25 protein-coding genes and 3 pseudogenes are annotated in these 20,111 nt (G+C 61.4%); 23 read left to right on the top strand and 5 right to left on the bottom strand.

The window, feature by feature from the left end:
- The first annotated feature begins 47 nt into the window (after positions 1–47).
- The 9 genes and pseudogenes from KGA81_RS01885 to KGA81_RS01850 all read left to right on the top strand — a co-directional run bounded on the left by KGA81_RS01885 (position 48) and on the right by KGA81_RS01850 (position 6,324).
- Complete coding sequence (locus KGA81_RS01885) at positions 48–1,175, top strand: chemotaxis response regulator protein-glutamate methylesterase (protein WP_223544323.1); 1,128 nt, start codon at positions 48–50, stop codon at positions 1,173–1,175.
- Complete coding sequence (locus KGA81_RS01880) at positions 1,175–1,915, top strand: flagellar motor protein (protein ID WP_057398382.1); 741 nt, start codon at positions 1,175–1,177, stop codon at positions 1,913–1,915. The genes KGA81_RS01885 and KGA81_RS01880 overlap by 1 nt, the downstream gene beginning before the upstream one ends.
- A 15-nt stretch (positions 1,916–1,930) precedes the next feature.
- Positions 1,931–2,821, top strand: coding sequence for a flagellar motor protein MotD (gene motD / locus KGA81_RS01875; RefSeq protein WP_223544322.1), 891 nt, complete (start codon positions 1,931–1,933; stop codon positions 2,819–2,821).
- Between the two features lie 43 nt (positions 2,822–2,864).
- On the top strand, positions 2,865–3,653 hold the full coding sequence (locus KGA81_RS01870) for a ParA family protein (protein WP_115948140.1): 789 nt from the start codon (positions 2,865–2,867) through the stop codon (positions 3,651–3,653).
- Between the two features lies 1 nt (position 3,654).
- Positions 3,655–3,777, top strand: a pseudogene (locus KGA81_RS30050) (outer membrane lipoprotein carrier protein LolA); the annotation flags it as partial.
- Between the two features lie 2 nt (positions 3,778–3,779).
- Positions 3,780–4,595 carry a CheW domain-containing protein gene (locus KGA81_RS01865; RefSeq protein WP_223544321.1) on the top strand — a complete coding sequence of 272 codons (816 nt, stop codon included), beginning with the start codon at positions 3,780–3,782 and terminating at the stop codon, positions 4,593–4,595.
- Between the two features lie 74 nt (positions 4,596–4,669).
- A complete protein-coding gene (locus tag KGA81_RS01860) occupies positions 4,670–5,155 on the top strand; it encodes a chemotaxis protein CheW (protein ID WP_007980742.1) in 486 nt (161 codons plus the stop codon).
- A complete protein-coding gene (locus KGA81_RS01855) occupies positions 5,156–5,548 on the top strand; it encodes a DUF2802 domain-containing protein (protein WP_223544320.1) in 393 nt (130 codons plus the stop codon).
- A 275-nt stretch (positions 5,549–5,823) separates the two neighbouring features.
- Positions 5,824–6,324, top strand: coding sequence for a DUF6622 family protein (locus KGA81_RS01850; protein WP_223544319.1), 501 nt, complete (start codon positions 5,824–5,826; stop codon positions 6,322–6,324).
- A gap of 91 nt (positions 6,325–6,415) precedes the next feature.
- On the opposite strand, the gene KGA81_RS01845 is transcribed toward KGA81_RS01850, so the two are convergent.
- Complete coding sequence (locus KGA81_RS01845; protein WP_223544318.1) at positions 6,416–6,745, bottom strand: EscU/YscU/HrcU family type III secretion system export apparatus switch protein; 330 nt, start codon at positions 6,743–6,745, stop codon at positions 6,416–6,418.
- Complete coding sequence (locus KGA81_RS01840) at positions 6,742–8,316, bottom strand: flagellar hook-length control protein FliK (protein WP_223544317.1); 1,575 nt, start codon at positions 8,314–8,316, stop codon at positions 6,742–6,744. Before KGA81_RS01840 ends, KGA81_RS01845 begins: the two co-directional genes overlap by 4 nt.
- A gap of 199 nt (positions 8,317–8,515) precedes the next feature.
- Between KGA81_RS01840 and ccmA the strand changes: the two genes are divergently transcribed.
- The 12 genes and pseudogenes from ccmA to phnN all read left to right on the top strand — a co-directional run bounded on the left by ccmA (position 8,516) and on the right by phnN (position 16,976).
- Positions 8,516–9,151 (top strand): cytochrome c biogenesis heme-transporting ATPase CcmA, encoded by a 636-nt coding sequence (gene ccmA / locus KGA81_RS01835; protein ID WP_223544316.1) that lies wholly within the window; start codon positions 8,516–8,518, stop codon positions 9,149–9,151.
- Positions 9,148–9,816 (top strand): heme exporter protein CcmB, encoded by a 669-nt coding sequence (ccmB, locus tag KGA81_RS01830; protein WP_223544315.1) that lies wholly within the window; start codon positions 9,148–9,150, stop codon positions 9,814–9,816. Before ccmA ends, ccmB begins: the two co-directional genes overlap by 4 nt.
- Before the next feature lie 91 nt (positions 9,817–9,907).
- The gene (locus KGA81_RS01825) at positions 9,908–10,663 is read left to right on the top strand and encodes a heme ABC transporter permease (protein ID WP_223544314.1); all 756 of its coding nucleotides are present in this window, start codon (positions 9,908–9,910) and stop codon (positions 10,661–10,663) included.
- A complete protein-coding gene (gene ccmD, locus KGA81_RS01820) occupies positions 10,660–10,836 on the top strand; it encodes a heme exporter protein CcmD (RefSeq protein WP_008055370.1) in 177 nt (58 codons plus the stop codon). Before KGA81_RS01825 ends, ccmD begins: the two co-directional genes overlap by 4 nt.
- Complete coding sequence (gene ccmE, locus KGA81_RS01815) at positions 10,833–11,288, top strand: cytochrome c maturation protein CcmE (protein WP_223544313.1); 456 nt, start codon at positions 10,833–10,835, stop codon at positions 11,286–11,288. Before ccmD ends, ccmE begins: the two co-directional genes overlap by 4 nt.
- 3 nt (positions 11,289–11,291) lie before the next feature.
- On the top strand, positions 11,292–13,280 hold the full coding sequence (locus KGA81_RS01810; protein ID WP_223544312.1) for a heme lyase CcmF/NrfE family subunit: 1,989 nt from the start codon (positions 11,292–11,294) through the stop codon (positions 13,278–13,280).
- Positions 13,277–13,813, top strand: a complete 537-nt coding sequence (locus KGA81_RS01805; RefSeq protein ID WP_223544311.1) for a DsbE family thiol:disulfide interchange protein — start codon at positions 13,277–13,279, stop codon at positions 13,811–13,813. Before KGA81_RS01810 ends, KGA81_RS01805 begins: the two co-directional genes overlap by 4 nt.
- The gene (locus KGA81_RS01800; RefSeq protein WP_223461425.1) at positions 13,810–14,283 is read left to right on the top strand and encodes a cytochrome c-type biogenesis protein; all 474 of its coding nucleotides are present in this window, start codon (positions 13,810–13,812) and stop codon (positions 14,281–14,283) included. The genes KGA81_RS01805 and KGA81_RS01800 overlap by 4 nt, the downstream gene beginning before the upstream one ends.
- Positions 14,276–15,478 carry a c-type cytochrome biogenesis protein CcmI gene (gene ccmI, locus KGA81_RS01795; RefSeq protein WP_223544310.1) on the top strand — a complete coding sequence of 401 codons (1,203 nt, stop codon included), beginning with the start codon at positions 14,276–14,278 and terminating at the stop codon, positions 15,476–15,478. The genes KGA81_RS01800 and ccmI overlap by 8 nt, the downstream gene beginning before the upstream one ends.
- 15 nt (positions 15,479–15,493) lie before the next feature.
- Positions 15,494–15,901 carry a hypothetical protein gene (locus KGA81_RS01790; RefSeq protein ID WP_223544309.1) on the top strand — a complete coding sequence of 136 codons (408 nt, stop codon included), beginning with the start codon at positions 15,494–15,496 and terminating at the stop codon, positions 15,899–15,901.
- Positions 15,902–16,034: 133 nt separating this feature from the next.
- Positions 16,035–16,365 (top strand): annotated as a pseudogene (locus KGA81_RS01785) (alpha-D-ribose 1-methylphosphonate 5-triphosphate diphosphatase); the annotation flags it as partial.
- Between the two features lie 44 nt (positions 16,366–16,409).
- On the top strand, positions 16,410–16,976 hold the full coding sequence (phnN, locus tag KGA81_RS01780; protein ID WP_223544308.1) for a phosphonate metabolism protein/1,5-bisphosphokinase (PRPP-forming) PhnN: 567 nt from the start codon (positions 16,410–16,412) through the stop codon (positions 16,974–16,976).
- A gap of 99 nt (positions 16,977–17,075) precedes the next feature.
- On the opposite strand, the pseudogene KGA81_RS01775 reads toward phnN, so the two are convergent.
- Positions 17,076–17,852: pseudogene (locus KGA81_RS01775) on the bottom strand (LysR substrate-binding domain-containing protein); the annotation flags it as partial.
- 31 nt (positions 17,853–17,883) lie between these two features.
- A complete protein-coding gene (locus KGA81_RS29965; protein ID WP_256357406.1) occupies positions 17,884–18,012 on the bottom strand; it encodes a hypothetical protein in 129 nt (42 codons plus the stop codon).
- A gap of 102 nt (positions 18,013–18,114) precedes the next feature.
- On the opposite strand from KGA81_RS29965, the gene KGA81_RS01770 reads away from it, so the two are divergent.
- Together KGA81_RS01770 and KGA81_RS01765 are read left to right on the top strand one after the other, a co-directional pair.
- Complete coding sequence (locus KGA81_RS01770) at positions 18,115–18,327, top strand: type II toxin-antitoxin system HicA family toxin (protein WP_223447966.1); 213 nt, start codon at positions 18,115–18,117, stop codon at positions 18,325–18,327.
- Positions 18,327–18,731: a type II toxin-antitoxin system HicB family antitoxin gene (locus KGA81_RS01765; protein ID WP_223544307.1), complete on the top strand. Its 405-nt coding sequence runs from the start codon at positions 18,327–18,329 to the stop codon at positions 18,729–18,731. The genes KGA81_RS01770 and KGA81_RS01765 overlap by 1 nt, the downstream gene beginning before the upstream one ends.
- Before the next feature lie 92 nt (positions 18,732–18,823).
- Here KGA81_RS01765 and KGA81_RS01760 read toward each other — a convergent pair whose 3' ends face one another.
- Positions 18,824–20,029 (bottom strand): MFS transporter, encoded by a 1,206-nt coding sequence (locus tag KGA81_RS01760; RefSeq protein ID WP_223544306.1) that lies wholly within the window; start codon positions 20,027–20,029, stop codon positions 18,824–18,826.
- Positions 20,030–20,111 lie beyond the last annotated feature (82 nt).

Below are 20,111 nucleotides of genomic sequence, written 5' to 3'. Positions count from 1 at the left end.
TCTGGTGGAGCGGGGCGCCTGGCCTCGCTCCATCTAATGGAGTGTTTATGGCAGTCAAAGTCCTGGTGGTGGACGATTCGGGGTTTTTCCGCCGCCGCGTCTCGGAAATTCTTTCAGCGGATTCGAATATCCAGGTCGTCGGCACGGCGACCAACGGCAAAGAGGCGATCGATCAGGCGCTGGCCCTCAAGCCCGACGTGATCACCATGGACTACGAGATGCCGATGATGGACGGCATCACCGCCGTGCGGCACATCATGCAGCGCTGCCCGACCCCGGTCTTGATGTTTTCCTCGCTGACCCACGAAGGCGCCCGGGTCACCCTCGATGCGCTGGATGCCGGTGCGGTGGACTTCCTGCCGAAGAACTTCGAAGACATCTCGCGCAACCCCGAGAAGGTCAAGCAACTGCTGTGCGAGAAGATCCTGAGCATTGCGCGCAGCAATCGTCGCGTCAGCACTTACAGCGCTCCGGCCCCTGTGGCCGCACCCGCTCCAACACCTGCGCCTTCGAGCGTCGGCAGTTACGGCAGCAGCGCGCCCGTGCGTCCGGCACCGGCACCGATCCCTGCGCGTACGCATGCGGCCAATGCGTCGCCCGCACCGAAACGCAAAGCCTACAAACTGGTGGCCATCGGTACGTCTACCGGCGGGCCGGTTGCCTTGCAGCGGGTGTTGACCCAACTGCCGGCCAGTTTCCCGGCCCCGATCGTGCTGGTTCAACACATGCCGGCTGCCTTCACCAAGGCTTTCGCCGAGCGCCTGGACAAGCTCTGCCGCATCAGCGTCAAGGAAGCCGAGGATGGCGACATCCTGCGGCCGGGCCTGGCGCTGCTGGCACCCGGTGGTAAGCAGATGATGATCGACGGCCGCGGTGCGGTGAAAATCCTCCCGGGTGACGAGCGTCTGAATTACAAGCCGTGCGTGGACATCACCTTCGGCTCGGCAGCCAAGTCCTACGGCGACAAAGTTCTGGCGGTCGTCCTCACCGGCATGGGCGCCGATGGTCGAGAGGGCGCGCGTATGCTCAAGCAGGGCGGCAGTTCTGTCTGGGCACAGGACGAAGCCAGTTGCGTGATCTACGGCATGCCGATGGCCATCGTCAAAGCCGAGCTCGCCGACGCGGTGTACAGCCTCGACGACATTGGCAAGCACCTGGTCGAGGCCTGTATCTGATGGATGTTCTAAGCCTGATCGGCATCATCATGGCCTTCGTCGCCATCATCGGCGGCAACTATCTCGAGGGGGGGCATCTCGGTGCCCTGGCCAACGGTCCGGCAGCGCTGATCGTGCTCGGCGGTACCATTGGCGCCGCGCTGTTGCAATCGCCGATGAGCGCCTTCAAGCGCGCCATGCAGATCCTCGCCTGGATCCTGTTCCCGCCTCGCGTTGACCTGGCCGGTGGCATTGACCGCGTGGTGAACTGGAGCCTGACCGCCCGCAAGGAAGGCCTGCTGGGCCTGGAAGGTATCGCCGACGCCGAACCTGACAACTACGCGCGCAAAGGCCTGCAACTGCTGGTCGACGGCGCCGAGCCGGAAGCGATCCGCAGCATTCTGGAAGTGGATTTCTACACCCAGGAAAGCCGCGATATCGAAGCGGCCAAAGTCTTCGAAAGCATGGGCGGTTACGCGCCGACCATCGGCATCATCGGTGCGGTGATGGGCCTGATTCACGTCATGGGCAACCTGGGTGATCCGTCCCAACTGGGTAACGGCATCGCCGTGGCGTTCGTTGCCACCATCTACGGCGTGGCCAGTGCCAACCTGGTGCTGTTGCCGATTGCCGCCAAACTCAAATCCATCGCATTGCGTCAGTCGCGTTATCGCGAAATGTTGCTGGAAGGGCTGCTGTCGATTGCCGAAGGTGAAAACCCTCGCTCCATTGAGTTGAAGCTTCAGGGCTTCATGGATTGATGGGAGACATGGATCATGGCACGTCGTCGCCAGCATGAAGAACACGTCAACCACGAACGCTGGCTGGTGTCCTACGCGGACTTCATCACCCTGCTGTTCGCCTTTTTCGTGGTGATGTACTCCATCTCTTCGATCAACGAAGGCAAGTACAAGGTCATTTCCGAAGCGCTGATCGGCGTCTTCACCGATTCCGATCGTTCGCTCAAGCCGATCCCCATCGGGGACGAGCGGCCAAAGACCGTGACCCCGGCCAAGCCGCTGGTCAAGGACAGTGACCAGGTCGATGCGGGTGTCGCCGGCGCCAGCGATCCACTCAAAAGCATCGCCGACGACATCAGTGCGGCGTTCGGTGATCTGATCAGCTCCAACCAGATGACCGTGCGCGGCAACGAGTTGTGGGTCGAGATCGAGCTCAACTCCAGCCTGCTGTTCGGCAGCGGCGACGCCATGCCCAGCGATATCGCGTTCAACATCATCGACAAGGTCGCGGCGATCCTGAAACCGTTCGACAACCCGATTCATGTCGAAGGTTTCACCGACGACCAACCGATTCGCACCGCGCAGTACCCGACCAACTGGGAGCTGTCCTCGGCCCGCTCGGCCAGCATCGTGCGCATGCTGGCGATGCAGGGGGTGAACCCCGGTCGCCTGGCGTCGGTGGGCTACGGCGAGTTTCAGCCGGTGGCCAACAACGCCACCGCTGAAGGCCGCGCCCGTAACCGTCGCGTGGTGCTGGTGGTGTCACGCAACCTCGATGTGCGCCGCAGCCTGACCGGCACCGGAACCGCCCATGCGCAACCGGATGCCGCATTGAAGCGTGCTGGCACACAAACTGCACCGACCCTGGTCAAGTCGCCGGTACGAGAGAGCGCCGTCAATTCTCCGTCACCCGCATTAACACGTTGAGCTATTTCTCGGTCGCCGCGTTGGGCCGGGAGGAACAATCCGAATGAGAGTCTGGGCAGTCGCCAATCAAAAGGGTGGTGTTGGTAAAACCACTTCCTCCATCGCTTTAGCCGGTTTACTGGCGGAGGCGGGCAAGCGCGTGGTCGTGGTCGATCTCGACCCCCACGGCTCGATGACCAGCTACTTTGGCTACGACCCCGACAGCCTGGAACACAGCAACTACGACCTGTTCCTGCACAAGGGCAACGTGCCCCAAGGCCTGCCGGGTCAACTGCTGCTGTCGACCAGTGACGAACGCATCTCCTTGTTGCCCTCCAGCACCGCGCTGGCCACCCTTGAGCGGCAGTCGCCGGGACAGAGCGGTCTGGGCCTGGTGATTGCCAAGAGTCTGGCGCAACTGTGGCAGGACTTCGATTACGCCGTGATCGACAGCCCGCCCTTGCTCGGCGTGCTGATGGTCAATGCCTTGGCGGCGAGCCAGCAACTGGTGATCCCGGTGCAGACCGAACACCTGGCGGTCAAGGGCCTGGAGCGCATGGTCAACACCCTGGCGATGATCAATCGCTCGCGCAAACAGGCGTTGCCATTCACCATCGTGCCGACCCTGTTTGACCGACGCACCCAGGCGTCCCTTGGAACATTGCGCGTGCTGCGCGACAAATTTCCCGACGAAATCTGGCAAGGCTACATCCCGGTGGACACGCGCCTGCGCGATGCCAGCCGGGCGGGGCTGACGCCTTCGCAGTTCGACGGCAAGAGCCGTGGCGTTCTCGCTTACCGCGCGTTGCTCAAGCATCTGCTGGCGGCACAACTCGTTCCACAGGTGGCGTGAGATGAGCCCAATCCCTGTGGGAGCGAGCTTGCTCGCGATGGTCGTCAACGATGACGCGGGAAACCTGACACCCCGTGGCGCGCTCAGGTTCATCGCGAGCAAGCTCGCTCCTACAGGAGTGTGCGCATGAACCGGCCGTTGAAGGTGACGTCGCGCCCGCAACTGGCGCTGCAGTCGTACCTGGACAACTTGCTGCAGGACGCAACTGAAGAACTGCCACCGGAAATTGAAGCGCTGCCCGAGGTGGTCGAGGTTGAAGCGGTGCTGGATGAGTTCCAGGCGGCCGTGCTTGAAGAGCAGGCTCGTGATGCGCAGAAACCAGCGGTAGCTGCTGCCCCCGTCGTTGTGCCTGTGGCGGTCGAGGTGCAGCCGATTCTGGTGGCGCCTGTGGTCGAAGTGCATCTGCCACCCGCGAACACGCCGCCACCGGTACAAACCGACGGACGTCCATCCTGGGCTGCCGAACCCTTCGAATGCCTGCTGTTCGATGTCGCCGGTTTGACCCTGGCGGTGCCGCTGGTGTGCCTGGGGTCGATTTACTCCCTGGCCGGTCACGAGCTGACGCCGCTGTTCGGCCAGCCGGAGTGGTTCCTGGGCATCCTGCCGAGTCAGGCCGGCAACCTCAAGGTCCTCGATACCGCGCGTTGGGTCATGCCCGACCGTTACCGCGACGATTTCAAGCAAGGTTTGCAATACGTCATTTCCGTCCAGGGCTATGAGTGGGGGCTGGCAGTGCATCAGGTCAGCCGCTCGTTGCGTCTGGACCCGAATGAAATCAAATGGAGAAGTCATCGAGGTCAGCGGCCATGGCTGGCCGGCACGGTGATTGAACACATGTGCGCTTTGCTCGACGTTTCCGCGCTGGCCGAGTTGATTGCCAGCGGCGGGGCAAAGCACATGTCTGCCAACAAGCCGAACCACACACCGACACACGTTAAATAAACAACAGGCGACGCCACTCGATGGCGTTGCACGGAACACACACCGCCAGGGCGGTTTCTTGAGGGGATCAGGGTATGAATGACAAGGCGACGGCGGCAAAGGGTTCCGAAGATCCGATCCTGCAATGGGTCACCTTCAAGCTGGACAACGAGACCTACGGCATCAACGTGATGCGCGTTCAGGAAGTCCTGCGTTACACCGAAATCGCCCCGGTCCCGGGTGCCCCGAGCTACGTGCTGGGCATCATCAACCTGCGCGGCAACGTCGTCACCGTGATCGACACCCGCCAGCGCTTCGGCCTGATGAATGCCGAGATCAGCGATAACACCCGTATCGTTATCATCGAGGCCGACAAGCAAGTGGTCGGGATCATGGTCGACAGCGTGGCCGAAGTGGTTTACCTGCGTCAGTCGGAAATCGAAACCGCGCCGAACGTGGGTAACGAAGAGTCCGCCAAGTTCATTCAAGGCGTGTGCAACAAGAACAACGAATTGCTCATCCTGGTCGAGCTCGACAAGATGATGAGCGAAGAAGAATGGTCGGAACTGGAGAGTATCTGATTGATTCTCGAGGTTGCGGTCATTGTCCTGTTCCTGTTCTGGGCAGGCACGCTGGCAATGTTCCTGGCGTACATTCGCGCTCAAAAGCAGATCGCCGCGCAACAGGCCCAGGGTGATGCACTGCGTGATCAGCGCATCAAGGACCTGGGCAAACGCGTCGACGACTACCAGAACGGCAATGTGCGCATGGGGGAAGATTTGCATGAACTGCGGGCGATCGTTGCGCCCTTGCCGGACAAACTCGCCCAGCTGGAACAACGCGACCCCTCAAGCCTGTCGTTCGCCCAGGCGGCGCGACTGGTCGGGATGGGCGCCAGCGTCAACGAACTGACCCAGTCCTGCGGCTTGACCCAGGCTGAGGCGGAGTTGATGAGTAAGCTTCACAAGAACTGAGTGTTGCGATCAGGCTTAAGTCGCTTTCGCTGGCAAGCCAGCTCCTACAGATTCGCGCCGATACCGAACTGTAGGAGCTGGCTTGCCAGCGAAGGCGTCCTCGAAATTTCCGTAGTCTTCCCCGCGATCCGACGCCTCCCTCTCGGTCCTCAGACAGGTACCACGCCGTCGTAGTCTCCAGCCTATAGCGTTCTCAGATCCCGCCGTCTTGTGATTGCAACCCGCCATCAGTAGGTTGAGCACTTCGTTCAAAATATGCAGTGCCAAGGAGGCTTATGCTCGACATTTTGCGCGGTACACCGCTGTGGGTTTATGCGGTTTTTCTGATCCTGACTTATTACGGTGTCATTGCCTGCTTCAAAAACCATGAATCGAAAAGGTCATTGCAAATCACGCCGGTGATATTCGTGACCCTGTCCCTGGCTTCGCTGAATCTCTCCCAAAGTGTAGTCATTCCACTCTCGGCCTATGTAATCGGGTTATTGGCGGGATGGTTGCTGGCACTGCGCTTTTTCTCGTACAGCAACGTGCAGCGCGAGGGGGAGCATCTGGTTCTGCCTGGCACGATCAAGGTACTGATGGTGTATTGGGGCTTCTTCGCATGGCGTCACTACCTTGGCTATCAGGCAGCGATGTATCCGCAAATGGCCAATGATTTGCCGATGGCGGCATGGTCGGCACTGGGGGCTGGCCTTATCAATGGATTGATTGTCGGTCGCAGTCTCAGGCTTTTGCGCTTCGCAGGAGCTGGCTTGCCAGCGAAGGCGGCTAAATGACCGGTGCAATATTCAAGGCCGTGGAATGCAGTACGCCCTGTAGGAGCTGTCGAGTGAAACGAGGCTGCGATCTTTTACATTCAACACAAACTCAATAATCATCCCCGCGCTCGGTAATGTCCTTCTCGACCATCAGCGCATCCGGATCCTGCCCCGCCGGAAATTTCCCCTTCAAACTCCACGCAAACGCAATGATCTCGGCAATCGTCAAATACAGCTCCTGTGGAATGCTGTCCCCCAGCTCCATACGCGCCAGCAGCCTCACCAGTTCGGCGTTTTCGTAGATCGGCACTTCGCAGTCGCGGGCAATGCGCAGGATTTCTTCCGCCAGTTCTTCGTCACCCTTGGCCGTGAGGGTCGGGGCGTGGGTGCCGTCGTATTTGAGGGCGATGGCCTGGCGTGGGGCATTGGGGTTATTCATGCGTTTTCATCGACCCAGCGTTGTTCGAGGCGGGTTTGGGTACCTTGGGGCGGTGTGCCGAGGTGGCAATCCAGGTCGCCGACGTTCAGGCCGGCGGACAGCAGGCGGTCACGCAGCCCGGCGAGGTTGCATTCGATCAGGCTGGCGGTGTAAGGCCGCTCGGCCCAGAGCTGGCTGGACAGGCTGCCCTTGATCAACTGCGCCTGGATTTGCAGCGGCCCCAAAGGCTCCATGGAGAAGGCCAGTTCCACACGCCACAGCTGTTGCTTGGGTTCGCGTTCTTCGCGACGTTCCTTCGGTTGTTCTTTTTCGGGTGAGTCTTCACGCTGGAACTTGACCTGTAAGGGCACGATGTCTTGCATGTTGCGCATCGGGATTTCCAGCTGCCAGGTGCTCATCAGCCGTCCGTCGGCGGTTACGCCGGTCTGCTCCAGGCTCGACAGTTGATGGCTTTGCAGGCGTGAAACCGCGGCGGCAGCCAGGCGCAGCAGGTGTTCGAGGTCGTTTTCAGCGTCGGCGCTTTGCAACCGGCGTTCGGGCAGCGGGAAACCGCTCGGCGACGGTTTGGCACTGACCTGACCGAGCATGCCCAGGGCATTGCGGACAAAATTCGGCATGGCCTGGGCCAGGGTGTTGGCGGCGATGATCGCGCCGAGGCTGGTGTTGGCCGGCAAGCCCTGACTCAATTGCGCAACCAGTTTGAGCAGGTCGCCTTTCATGTCTGGTGCTAGCGTCGGATTTTGCCCGCTCAGCAATTTGCTTTCGAGAAACACACCGCTGCTGGCCACGGCCTGAGCCAGGCCCTTGGGGGTACTCAACTGTTGAACATCCGGCAGGCCGGCGAGCATCCGGGCAGCGGCGCTGCGCAATTCAACGGATGTCTGGTCCGAGGGCGCAAGGTTCTGCAGGAGTTTGAGCAAGCCATCCAGCGAACCCTGGCGGCTTTGCTGGTCGACCAGTTGTCGAGTCACCGCCAGTTGTTCCTGGCGGCTGCTCAGCGGCACGAACTTCAAGGTCTGGGCGTCCTGCACCTGCGCGCTCAACAAGGTGCCGATGCGCAGGGGCTGCGGACTGTCGATGCTCAGGGTGCTGCCACTCAGTGCGGTATTGAGCAGGCTCACCATCGAGCGAAACACCATGGGCTGGCCGGGCACCTGCGGCAACACTTGCGAGGTCAGCACTTTGCCTTGCAGCAGGCTGCCAACGGGCAGTTGCGTGGTGTCGAGGCGGGTGAGGGTGGCGACGCTGGAGGCGATGGCCTGTTGTATCGTCACGGCCAGACTGCCGGCCGAGGGTTGGGTGACGACCAGCGTGGTGCCTTGGGCCAACGGTTGATTGCTGGTGGTCTGGACCGTGGTCTGGCGGCCGCTGTCGAGGGTGACCTTGAGCAGCATCTGGAAAGTCTGGTCCGCCTGCTTGAGCGACAACACTTCGGCCTGGGCGGTTTGACCGACGCTGATCAGCCCCTCCACCGGTGTCAGCAATTTGAGCAGCTCGCCGCTGACCACCTGCGGGCGCGAAGTCGCCGGGACGGTTTGCGGTAGCGGGAGGATGTTCATTTCGCCTGTCATACGCGGTCACAACCTGAGGAAAATCCACTCTTTGGAGTAAGGCCTGGCATGTATAATGCCGCGCCGTTGTATCCAAAAATGGCGAAAACTTTGCAATTGTTTGACGCAGCTCTCTAGAACAAGACGTCATTGCATCTATGCTGCATCTCTTTAACGGCCGCGCCAGTGCCGACTTGAACCGTATAAGGCCCGTGAACCCTTGACCAGTCCTGTCCTGCAAACCGTTGCCCTTGCCTGTGAGCGAGACCTTCGGCTGCTCTTCGAAAATCTCGATTTGCGACTGGCCAGTGGCGAAATGGTACAAATCAGCGGCCCCAACGGCAGTGGCAAGACCAGCCTGCTACGCCTGCTCTCGGGGCTGATGCAGCCGACCGCCGGTCAAGTGCTGCTCAACGGTCAGCCGCTGAACGAGCAACGCGGTGAACTGGCGCGCAACCTGCTGTGGATCGGCCACGCGGCCGGGATCAAGGATTTGCTGACGCCGGAAGAGAACCTGAGCTGGCTGTGTGCCTTGCACCATCCGGCGACCCATGAGGCGATCTGGCAGGCGCTGGCCGCGGTCGGCCTGCGCGGATTCGAGGATGTGCCTTGCCACACCCTGTCTGCCGGACAACAGCGCCGTGTCGCCTTGGCGCGCCTGTATCTGGACAGTCCGCCGCTGTGGATCCTCGATGAACCCTTTACCGCCCTCGACAAGCAGGGCGTGGCACAGCTTGAATCTCATCTGGCCGGCCACTGCGAACGCGGCGGGATGGTGGTGTTGACCACTCATCACACGCTGAGCCGGATGCCGGTCGGTTATCGCGACATCGATCTGGGGAGCTGGGCCGTATGAGAGTTTTCGGCCTGCTGGTCGCCCGCGAGGCTCGTCTGTTGTTCCGTCGTCCGGCGGAGCTGGCCAATCCACTGGTGTTCTTTGCCATCGTTGTTTCTCTGTTCCCGTTGGCGGTAGGACCTGAGTCTCAATTGTTGCAAACCTTGTCTCCAGGGCTGGTCTGGGTCGCAGCGCTTTTATCGGTCCTGCTCTCGCTGGACGGGCTTTTCCGCAGTGATTTCGAGGATGGATCGCTCGAACAGTGGGTCCTTTCGCCGCACCCCCTGGCTCTTCTGGTTTTGGCCAAAGTGCTGGCACACTGGGCTTTTTCCGGCCTGGCACTGGTTTTGCTCGCACCCTTGCTGGCGCTGATGCTCGGTTTGCCTGCCGCCTGTCTGCCAGTGTTGCTGCTTTCGTTGCTGCTCGGTACACCGGTACTGAGCCTGCTCGGTGCGGTGGGCGCGGCGCTGACGGTAGGCTTGAAGCGCGGTGGCCTGTTACTGGCACTGCTGATTCTGCCGCTGTACATCCCGGTATTGATCCTTGGCAGTGGCGCCTTGCAGGCTGCCTTGCAGGGGATGCCGGCGACTGGTTATCTGTTGTGGCTTGGCAGCCTGACCGCCCTGGCGATAACCCTGACACCTTTTGCAATAGCTGCTGGCCTGAAGATCAGCGTCGGCGAATAATGATGAGGTTTGGTTAAAAAATAACCACTCTTTTTGAAAGAAAAGCAGACCCTGGCTCTTCACAGCAAAGAGCAACCGTGATGGAAACAGTATGAACTGGACGTGGTTTCACAAGCTCGGCTCGCCCAAATGGTTTTACGGCATCAGCGGAAAAATGCTGCCCTGGCTGAGCGTCGCGGCGTTGCTGCTGATCAGCGTTGGCGTGGTCTGGGGCCTGGCCTTCGCGCCGCCGGACTATCAGCAGGGCAACAGCTTTCGCATCATCTATATCCACGTCCCGGCCGCCATGCTGGCGCAGTCCATCTACGTGATGCTGGCCGTGTGCGGCATCGTCGGGCTGGTCTGGAAGATGAAGCTGGCCGATGTCGCTCTGCAATGCGCGGCGCCCATCGGCGCCTGGATGACCGCCGTGGCGCTGGTCACCGGGGCGATCTGGGGCAAGCCGACCTGGGGCTCGTGGTGGGTCTGGGATGCACGCCTTACGTCCATGCTTATTCTGCTGTTCCTGTACTTCGGTCTCATTGCGCTGGGCAACGCGATCAGCAATCGTGACAGTGCGGCCAAGGCCTGCGCGGTACTGGCGATCGTCGGCGTGATCAACATCCCGATCATCAAATACTCGGTGGAGTGGTGGAACACCCTGCACCAGGGCGCGACCTTCACCCTCACCGAAAAACCGGCGATGCCCGCCGAAATGTGGCTGCCATTGCTGCTGACGGCGCTGGGTTTCTACTGTTTCTTCGGCGCGGTCCTGCTGCTGCGCATGCGTCTTGAAGTGCTCAAGCGCGAAGCCCGGGCCAGTTGGGTCAAAGTCGAAGTGGAAAACAGCCTGGAGGTCGCTCGATGAGTTTTGCTTCATTCGGCGACTTTCTCGCCATGGGTCATCATGGCCTGTATGTCTGGTCAGCCTATGGCATTTGCCTGGCGGTATTGGCCCTCAACGTGGCGGCGCCGATCCTGGCCCGCAAGCGGTATCTGCAACAGGAGGCGCGTCGTCTGCGCCGGGAGAACGGCAAGTGAATCCGCTGCGCAAAAAGCGTCTTATCATCATTTTCGCGATCCTGGTCGGGGTCGGCGCTGCCGTCGGCCTGGCCCTGAGCGCCTTGCAGCAGAACATCAACCTGTTCTACACACCGACCCAGATCGCCAACGGCGAAGCTCCGCATGACACGCGCATCCGTGCTGGCGGGATGGTCGAGAAGGGTTCGCTGGAGCGTTCCGGCGATTCCCTGGACGTGAAGTTCGTCGTCACCGACTTCAACAAATCCGTGACCATCACCTATCGCGGCATCCTGCCGGACCTGTTCCGCGAAGGGCAGGGCATCGTCGCCCTGGGCAAGCTCAACGCCGATGGCGTGGTGGTGGCCGATGAAGTGCTGGCCAAGCACGATGAGAAGTACATGCCGCCGGAAGTGACCAAGGCGTTGAAAGACAGCGGTCAATCGGCTCCAACGCCCGCGAAGGAGGGTTGATCCATGACATCCGGCATCTTTATTCCCGAGCTTGGCCACCTGGCAATGATCCTGGCCCTGTGCTTCGCCCTGGCCCAGGCCGTGGTGCCATTGCTCGGTGCCTGGCGCGGTGATCGCCTGTGGATGAGCCTGGCCCAGCCGGCGGCGTGGGGGCAATTCACCTTTCTGCTGTTCGCCTTCGGCTGCCTGACCTACGCCTTCATGGCCGATGACTTCTCCGTGGCTTACGTGGCCAACAACTCCAACAGCGCGTTGCCGTGGTACTACAAGTTCAGCGCCGTGTGGGGTGCCCACGAAGGTTCCCTGTTGTTGTGGGCCTTGATTCTCGGCGGCTGGACCTTCGCGGTGTCGGTGTTTTCCCGGCAGTTGCCGCAAGTCATGCTGGCCCGCGTGCTGGCGGTGATGGGCATGATCAGCACCGGTTTCCTGCTGTTCCTGATCATGACCTCCAACCCGTTCAAGCGCATCCTGCCGCAAGTGCCCGGCGACGGCGCCGATCTCAACCCGTTGCTGCAAGACATCGGCCTGATCGTTCACCCGCCGATGCTGTACATGGGCTACGTCGGTTTCTCGGTGGCCTTCGCCTTCGCCATCGCCGCACTGATGGGTGGTCGCCTGGATGCCGCCTGGGCACGCTGGTCGCGTCCGTGGACCATCGTGGCCTGGGCGTTCCTCGGCATTGGCATCACTCTCGGTTCGTGGTGGGCCTACTACGAACTCGGCTGGGGCGGCTGGTGGTTCTGGGACCCGGTGGAAAACGCCTCGTTCATGCCATGGCTGGTGGGCACCGCGCTGATTCACTCGCTGGCGGTCACGGAAAAACGTGGCGTGTTCAAGAGCTGGACCGTGTTGCTGGCCATCGCCGCATTCTCCTTGAGTCTGCTGGGCACCTTCCTTGTGCGTTCCGGTGTACTGACCTCGGTGCACGCCTTTGCGTCCGATCCTGCGCGCGGGGTGTTCATCCTGATTTTCCTGCTGTTCGTGGTCGGTGGTTCGTTGACCCTGTTCGCCCTGCGCGCGCCGGTGGTCAAGAGCCAGGTGGGCTTCAACCTCTGGTCCCGGGAAACCTTGCTGCTGGGCAACAACCTGGTGCTGGTGGTGGCGGCGTCGATGATCCTGCTCGGCACCTTGTATCCGCTGATTCTGGACGCCATGACCGGCGCCAAGCTGTCGGTCGGCCCGCCGTACTTCAACGCGCTGTTCATTCCGTTGATGGCGTTGCTGATGGTGGTGATGGCGGTCGGTGTGATCGTGCGCTGGAAAGACACCCCGGTGAAATGGCTGGTGAGCATGCTGACCCCGGTCCTGCTCGGCAGTGCCGCGCTGGCGGTGGTGGCCGGCGTCGCCTACGGCGATTTCAACTGGGCCGTGTTCGCGGCCTTCATGCTCGCGGCCTGGGTGTTGCTGGCCGGTGTGCGTGACATCTTCGACAAGACCCGCCACAAGGGCCTGATCAAAGGCCTGCCGACCCTGACCCGCAGCTACTGGGGCATGCAGGTCGCGCACCTGGGCATCGCCGTGTGTGCGCTGGGTGTCGTGCTGTCGAGCCAGAACAGCGCCGAGCGCGACTTGCGCCTGGCACCGGGTGAATCCATGGACCTGGGCGGCTATCAGTTCGTCTTCGAAGGCGCCAAGCACTTCGAAGGCCCGAATTTCACCTCCGACAAGGGCACCGTGCGGGTGATCAGCGATGGCAAGGAAGTCAGCGTGCTGCACCCGGAAAAACGCCTGTACACCGTGCAGAACTCGGTGATGACCGAAGCGGGCATCGACGCCGGATTCACCCGCGACCTCTACGTTGCCCTCGGTGAACCCTTGGGTAACGGCGCCTGGGCGGTGCGCGTGCACGTCAAACCGTTCGTGCGCTGGATCTGGTTCGGCGGTTTGCTGACCGGCTTTGGCGGGTTGCTGGCGGCGCTGGATCGGCGTTATCGGGTCAAGGTCAAAAGCCGCGTGCGCGAAGCACTGGGCATGTCGGGAGCCACTGCATGAAGCGTTGGTTGATGTTGTTGCCACTGGCGATTTTTCTGGTGGTCGCTGTATTCCTTTACCGTGGGTTGTACCTGGATCCGGCCGAGCTGCCTTCGGCCATGATCGACAAGCCGTTCCCGGAGTTTTCCCTGCCGACGGTGCAGGGCGACAAGACCCTGACCCGCGCTGACATTCTCGGCAAGCCGGCACTGGTCAACGTCTGGGGCACCTGGTGCATTTCGTGCCGGGTCGAGCACCCGGTGCTGAACAAGCTGGCCCAACAGGGCGTGGTGATCTACGGCATCAACTACAAGGACACCAATGCCGATGCCTTGAAGTGGCTGACGGATTTTCACAATCCGTATGTACTGGACATTCGTGACGACCAAGGCTCGCTGGGTCTGAATCTCGGCGTGTACGGCGCGCCGGAAACCTTCTTCATCGACGCCAAGGGCATCATCCGCGACAAGTTCGTCGGTGTGATCGACGAACAGGTCTGGCGCGAAAAACTGGCGGTCAAATACCAGGCGCTGGTCGACGAGGCCAAGCCATGAAGCGCTGGATCGCTGCTGCTGTGCTGGGTTTGAGCCTGGCGGGCGTGGCCCACGCGGCCATCGACACCTACGAGTTCGCCAAGGAAGGTGATCGCGAGCGTTTTCGCGAGTTGACCAAGGAGTTGCGTTGCCCCAAGTGCCAGAATCAGGACATCGCCGATTCCAACGCACCGATTGCCGCCGACCTGCGCAAAGAAATTTTCCGCATGCTCGGCGAGGGCAAGGACAACCAGCAGATCATCGACTTCATGGTCGATCGCTACGGTGATTTCGTCCGCTACAAACCTGCGCTTAACGCCAAGACCGCCTTGCTCTGGTTCGGCCCCGCCGGCCTGTTGCTGGGCGGTGTCGTGATCATCGCGGTGATCGTCCGCCGTCGTCGCGTGCAACGCGCCGGCACCCCGGGCTCGCTGTCTGCCGAGGAGCGCTCGCGCCTCGACCACCTGTTGGATAAAACCAAGAATGATTGATTTCTGGCTCGCTGCAGGCCTGCTGCTTCTGGTGGCCCTGAGTTTTCTGTTGATCCCGGTGCTGCGCAGCCGTCGCGCCCAGCGTGAAGAGGATCGTACCGCCCTGAACGTCGCGCTTTATCAGGAACGCGTGGCTGAGTTGCAGACTCAGCAGGAAGAGGGCGTGCTCGATGCGGCGCAAATGGACGCCGGTCGCGCCGAAGCCGCCCGTGAGTTGCTGGCGGACACCGAAGGCGTCGAAGCGCCGCGGGTGTCGCGTCTGGGCAAACCCTTGCCATTGCTGGCGGCCGTTCTGGTGCCGGTGCTGGCCCTGGGGCTGTACCTGCATTACGGCGCCAGCGACAAGGTTGAGCTGACCCGCGAGTTCGCGCAGGCGCCGCAGTCGATGGAAGAGATGACCAAGCGCCTGGAGCGCGCGGTTGCCGCACAACCGGAATCCGCCGAAGGTACGTATTTCCTCGGTCGTACCTACATGGCTCAGGATCGCCCGGCGGACGCGGCGAAGATGTTCGAGCGCACGGTGAACCTGGCCGGACGTCAGCCGGAGTTGCTCGGCCAATGGGCCCAGGCCCAGTACTTCGCCGATGGCAAGAAATGGTCGGACAAGGTCCAGGCCCTGACCGACGAAGCGCTCAAGGCCGATCCAAAGGAAGTCACCAGCCTCGGCCTGCTCGGCATCGCCGCGTTTGAAGGCGAGCGCTATCAGGAGGCTATCGACTATTGGAATCGTCTGCTGGCGCAACTGCCGCCGCAAGACAGATCCCGCGAGGCATTGCAGGGCGGGATCACCCGGGCCACGGAGAAACTGGTGGCCAGTGGCGGCAAGGTTGCGCAAGTCCCGGCGGCCAAGGCCGCGGCATTGCTCAAGGTCAGTGTCGATCTGGCCGCGGACCTCAAGGCCAAAGTCCAGCCTGGCGACAGCGTGTTCATCTTCGCCCGTGCCATCTCCGGTCCTCCGGCCCCATTGGCGGTCAAGCGCATGACCGTGGCCGACCTGCCGGTGACCGTCGAACTGGGCGATGCCGACGCAATGATGCCGCAATTGAAACTGTCGAACTTCCCTGAAGTCCAACTGGTTGCGCGTATTTCCCGTGCCGGCAAACCCACTGCCGGCGAGTGGATCGGTCGCAGCCAGCCCCTGGCCAGCAGCACCACCGCGCCGCAAACACTGACCATCGACAGCCCGGACAAATAACAGGAAAACGCAATCATGACCGCATTCGCTCGTATCACCCTGCTCAGCGTCGTTATGGGGTTAAGCGCTTGTGCGGTCCAGCCACCAACGGAGCAACAGGCACCCCCACCGTTCCCGCCGTCGCAGCCCAGCCCTACGCCATCGACTTCGCCTGTACCGAGCAAGCCGAGCATCCCGGCCAAACCCTCCAAGCCGTTGCCACGCACTTCTGCGAGCTTCGCGCCGCCGCCTGGGGGCAACAGCCATTGGGATCCGAAGCTTGGGGTCTATGTGCTGGATGACCAGCCCAATACCTTTTATCGCCAGCGTACCTATTACCGCTGGGATAACGGCTGGAGCCGGTCGATCAGTCCGAAGGGCCCGTGGGAGGAGACGGATATCCACGGTGTACCGGGAGGCCTGGGGCGGCAATTCGGGCAGTAACGCATAAGGCGATCTTCGGGTCGCCTTTTTTGTACCTGCCGAATAATCCGCTTCAACCCCAATCCTGTAGGAGCTGGCTTGCCAGCGAAGACGGCCTGCCAGCCGACCCATTACTTTCGAATGTACCCGGCCCCGCATGCAGAAACTGCCGGCGATGCTCGACGCCATCTCCACAGCCTCAAACGCCGGGCTGACCCGCGCCGAACACAGCCTTCACTTGCGCTGCGGACTGTGCCACCCGGACACCCTCAGCGTGTTCCGCGATCTGGTGGAAAACCCGCTGGTGCAGTTGGTGTCGGTGATGGACCGCTCGCCGGGTCAGCGCCAGTCAGTACTGGAATCCAAGTACCGTGAGTACTTACCGGAAGCACGGCATGAATGTGTCGATGGGCACACCGAACATCGTGCGCGGCGAGTCGCACTCGGGTAACGTGGCCGTCGCAGATCTGACCGCAGAGGGTCTGCCGAGGGTCCGGCAAGTATGGCGACAAGCAACGAGGGTGTTTTGATGTCAGGCAGGTTGATCTATCTCATCGGGCCTTCAGGTTCGGGCAAGGACAGCCTGCTGGATGCCGCGCGAGCGCGGTTGGCCGAACGCGGCTGCCGCATTGTGCGCAGGGTCATCACTCGCTCGGCTGAAGCCGTGGGTGAGGCGGCGCTGGGTGTCAGTGCGCAGCAATTCACGGATATGGAAGCTCAGGGCGCGTTTGCCCTGAGCTGGCACGCCAACGGGTTGTCCTATGGCATCCCGCGGGAAATCGACGATTGGCTGGCCGCCGGGCAGGACGTACTGGTCAATGGCTCGCGGGGGCATTTGCAGAGCACGCGCCTGCGCTATCCGGATGTGTTGGTGCTGTTGCTGACTGTGGACCAGGCGGTGTTGCGTCAACGACTGCTGGCGCGCGGGCGTGAGTCGCTGATCGAGATCGATCAGCGGTTGGCACGCAATGCCCGGTTCAGCGAGCAACTGCTGGCGCAAGCCCCGACCGTGCACCTGCTCGACAACTCCGGACAACTTGAGCAAACGGTCGAACGTTTGCTGGCCTGCTTTGACGAGCAACCTCCATGTGTCTGACATTGCCGGGAACGAACGACGATGATTTACCTGTGTCCGCGCTTGATGTAGGAGCTGGCGCAGCCTGCGATCTTTTGATCTTGATTGAGGGGCTGAAACTTACTTCACCAACAACCCCTGCACATACTCCACGAACGTCCGAGCCTTGGCGCTGGCCATTCTGCCTGTGGGGAGCACCGCCCACAGATCCAGGTCCGGCAATGCCCAGTCCTTCATCGCTTCCCGGACCGAGCCGTCGGCCAGTTCCGGTGCGAACATCCATTGCGAGGCCATGGTCAGGCCTTGATGAGCCAGCACGGCTTCACGCAGGCCTTCGGCAGCGTTGACGCGGATCCGGCCGCTGATGTTCACCGACTGCTCCTCGCCGTCCTTGTCGAACCGCCAACTGGCGCCGCCGCCAAGGCTGTAGAGGACTGCCTGATGCTTGCACAGGTCGTCGGGGCAGGTGGGCTCGCCATGTTTTGCGAAGTACGCCGGCGTGCCCAGCACCATGCGCCAGCAATCGGCGATTTTGCGGGCGATCAGGCCCGAGTCGCTCAGCTCACCCATGCGCAGGGCGACATCGACGCCTTCTTCCACCAGATTGACGTTGCGATCGTCGAGCATCAGGTCGATGTTCAGCTCCGGGTTTTGCTCCAGGAAGGGGCCCAGGTGCGGAACGATGTGCAGCCGGCCGAAGGTGACCGCCGCGCAGATGCGCAGGTTGCCGGTCAGCCCGCTGGCCGCACCGCGCGCGGCGTTATCGGCCTCGTCGGCTTCTTCGATGGTGCGCTTGGCCCGTTCGAAAAAGGCCAGCCCGGCCTCGGTGGGTGTCAGGCCCCGGGTCGAACGCAGCAACAGCCGCACCGCCAGCCGCGATTCGAGATGTGGGAGCGAGCCTGCTCGCCCCCACAATTGATGAATGGTGTCAGTGCGAACCGCGAATTGTATCCAGCATCGCCTCAGGCTCGGGACGCTGAGTGTAATCCGGGTTGACCTCGGCGTAACGGATCACACCCTCTCGGCCGATCACATAGCGCCCCGGCATGGGCAGCATCACACTCTGTAAAACAACCGAGCGTCGAACTGCGAGATTTTGTGCTTGAGTAAAGATAACTCTAGGGTTATTTTTAATTGGGCTGGAGCAAGGAGGCTGGTGGTGCAGAGCAGGCTATTGATCAAGGAGTTGGTGGAAGCGGGTTGGACCCTGGACCGGGTCACTGGCAGTCATCACATCTTCACGCACCCTTACAACCCGTACACCATTCCCGTCCCTCATCCCAAAAAGGATTTACCGATCGGGACGGTCAAGAGCATCAGACGGCGAGCCGGGCTGTACTGCCCGCCAGCCAGTTACGCAGGAGATCCATAATGCAATATCCAATCTGTATCGAATGGGGCGACGAGAACACCGCCATCGGTATCCAGATCCCCGATATTCCGGGCGCGGTGACCGCCGGGGATACCTTTGAAGAGGCTTACAACGCCGCCGTCGAAATTGCCCACATCATGCTGCAAGAGATGGCGGCAGATGGAGAGACGATTCCGATGCCGACTTCAGCAGCGGTGCATCGTGGTAATCCGGAGTTCGCCGACATGGGCTGGGGAATGCTGGAGCTAGATATTTCGCCGTACATGGGCAAGACCGAGAAGGTCAATGTCACGCTGCCCGGCTATGTGATCCAGCGCATTGACCGCTATGTGCGCGAGCACAACGTCAAAAGCCGCTCCTCCTTTCTGGCGGATGCGGCGATGGAGAAGCTGGTTCGGCAATAAGTCCGGGCCGCTTTCATTCGCGAGCAGGCTCGCTCCCTCAGGATGTTCACGAACCCTGTAGGAGCGGGCTTGCCTGCGAAGCTTTTAGCGATTTATGCCGTCGCCAGCGAACCCTTCTGCGAAACACTCAAAAACCGCAACAACGCCAGCAACGGAAACGCGCTGCCGACGATCACGATCCACAACCAGCCGCCGTGCTCGTACACCGCGCTGGCCACCGAAGAGCCGAAGGCGCCGCCAATGAAAATGCTGGTCATGTACAGCGCATTCAGGCGGCTGCGGCTTTTGCCATCGAGGGCGTACACCGCACGCTGGCCGAGGACCATGTTCATCTGCACGCAGAAGTCGAGCACCACGCCGGTCACAGCCAGGCCGATGACGCTCCAGGCCGGGTGGATAAACGCTGGCAGAAAACTCAGGCTGGCGAACAGCAGGGCGAGCAATGAAGCGATACGGGTGTGACCGGCATCGGCCAGGCGTCCGGCGATGGGGGCGGCAATGGCGCCAATGGCGCCCACCAGCGCGAAAATCGCGATCTCGCTTTGCGACAAGCCATGGTTACGCGCAAGCTCCAACGGCACGGCGGTCCAGAACAGGCTGAAGGTGGCAAACATGCACCCCTGGTAAAACGCCCGTTGGCGCAACACCGGTTGCTTGCGCAACAGCGTCCACAGCGAGCCCAGCAACTGGCCATAGGACGCACTGTGATCAGGTTCACGTTTGGGAATGGTCACTGCCAGTACGATGCTGATGGCTGCCATCAATACGGCGGCAATCATAAACATCGCCCGCCATCCAAAGTGGTCGGCCACCACGCTGGACACTGGCCGGGCCAGTAGAATGCCGAGCAACAAACCGCCCATGATCCCGCCCACCACACGGCCACGGGTTTCTTCCGGCGCCAGGTGCGCGGCCAACGGAATCAGGATCTGCACCGAAACCGAACTGAACCCCACCAACAGCGAAATCAGCAAAAACACATTTGGCTGATCGGTGAACGCCGCCCCCAGCAGGCTGCCGATTGCCACCAGCGTGGTGATGATCATCAACCGGCGGTTCTCCAGCAAATCCCCCAGCGGTACCAGGAAAAACAGCCCCAGCGCATAGCCGATCTGGGTCAGGGAAACGATCAGGCTGGCCATGGTGTTGGTCAGGCCGATGTCCGGCGCGATCAGGCTGATGATCGGCTGCGCATAGTAGATGTTGGCGACAATAGCGCCGCAGCAGAAGGCGAACAGCAGCACCATCCCTGGGGTCATTGTCGCAGTGCCGTGGGGCACCTGGGTCGCTGGGTTCATAACGGGTCTCGCTGTACACAAAGGAATGCGCGCAGGCTAATGGGCTGGCTGAAACGGCGGAAGCGGGGTTGGAGTGATAGCA

Source organism: Pseudomonas sp. A-B-19 (assembly GCF_019947515.1).
GTDB lineage: Bacteria > Pseudomonadota > Gammaproteobacteria > Pseudomonadales > Pseudomonadaceae > Aquipseudomonas.
Note: the sequence above shows the minus strand (reverse complement) of the source record. Positions and strands in the feature narration are given on the sequence as shown.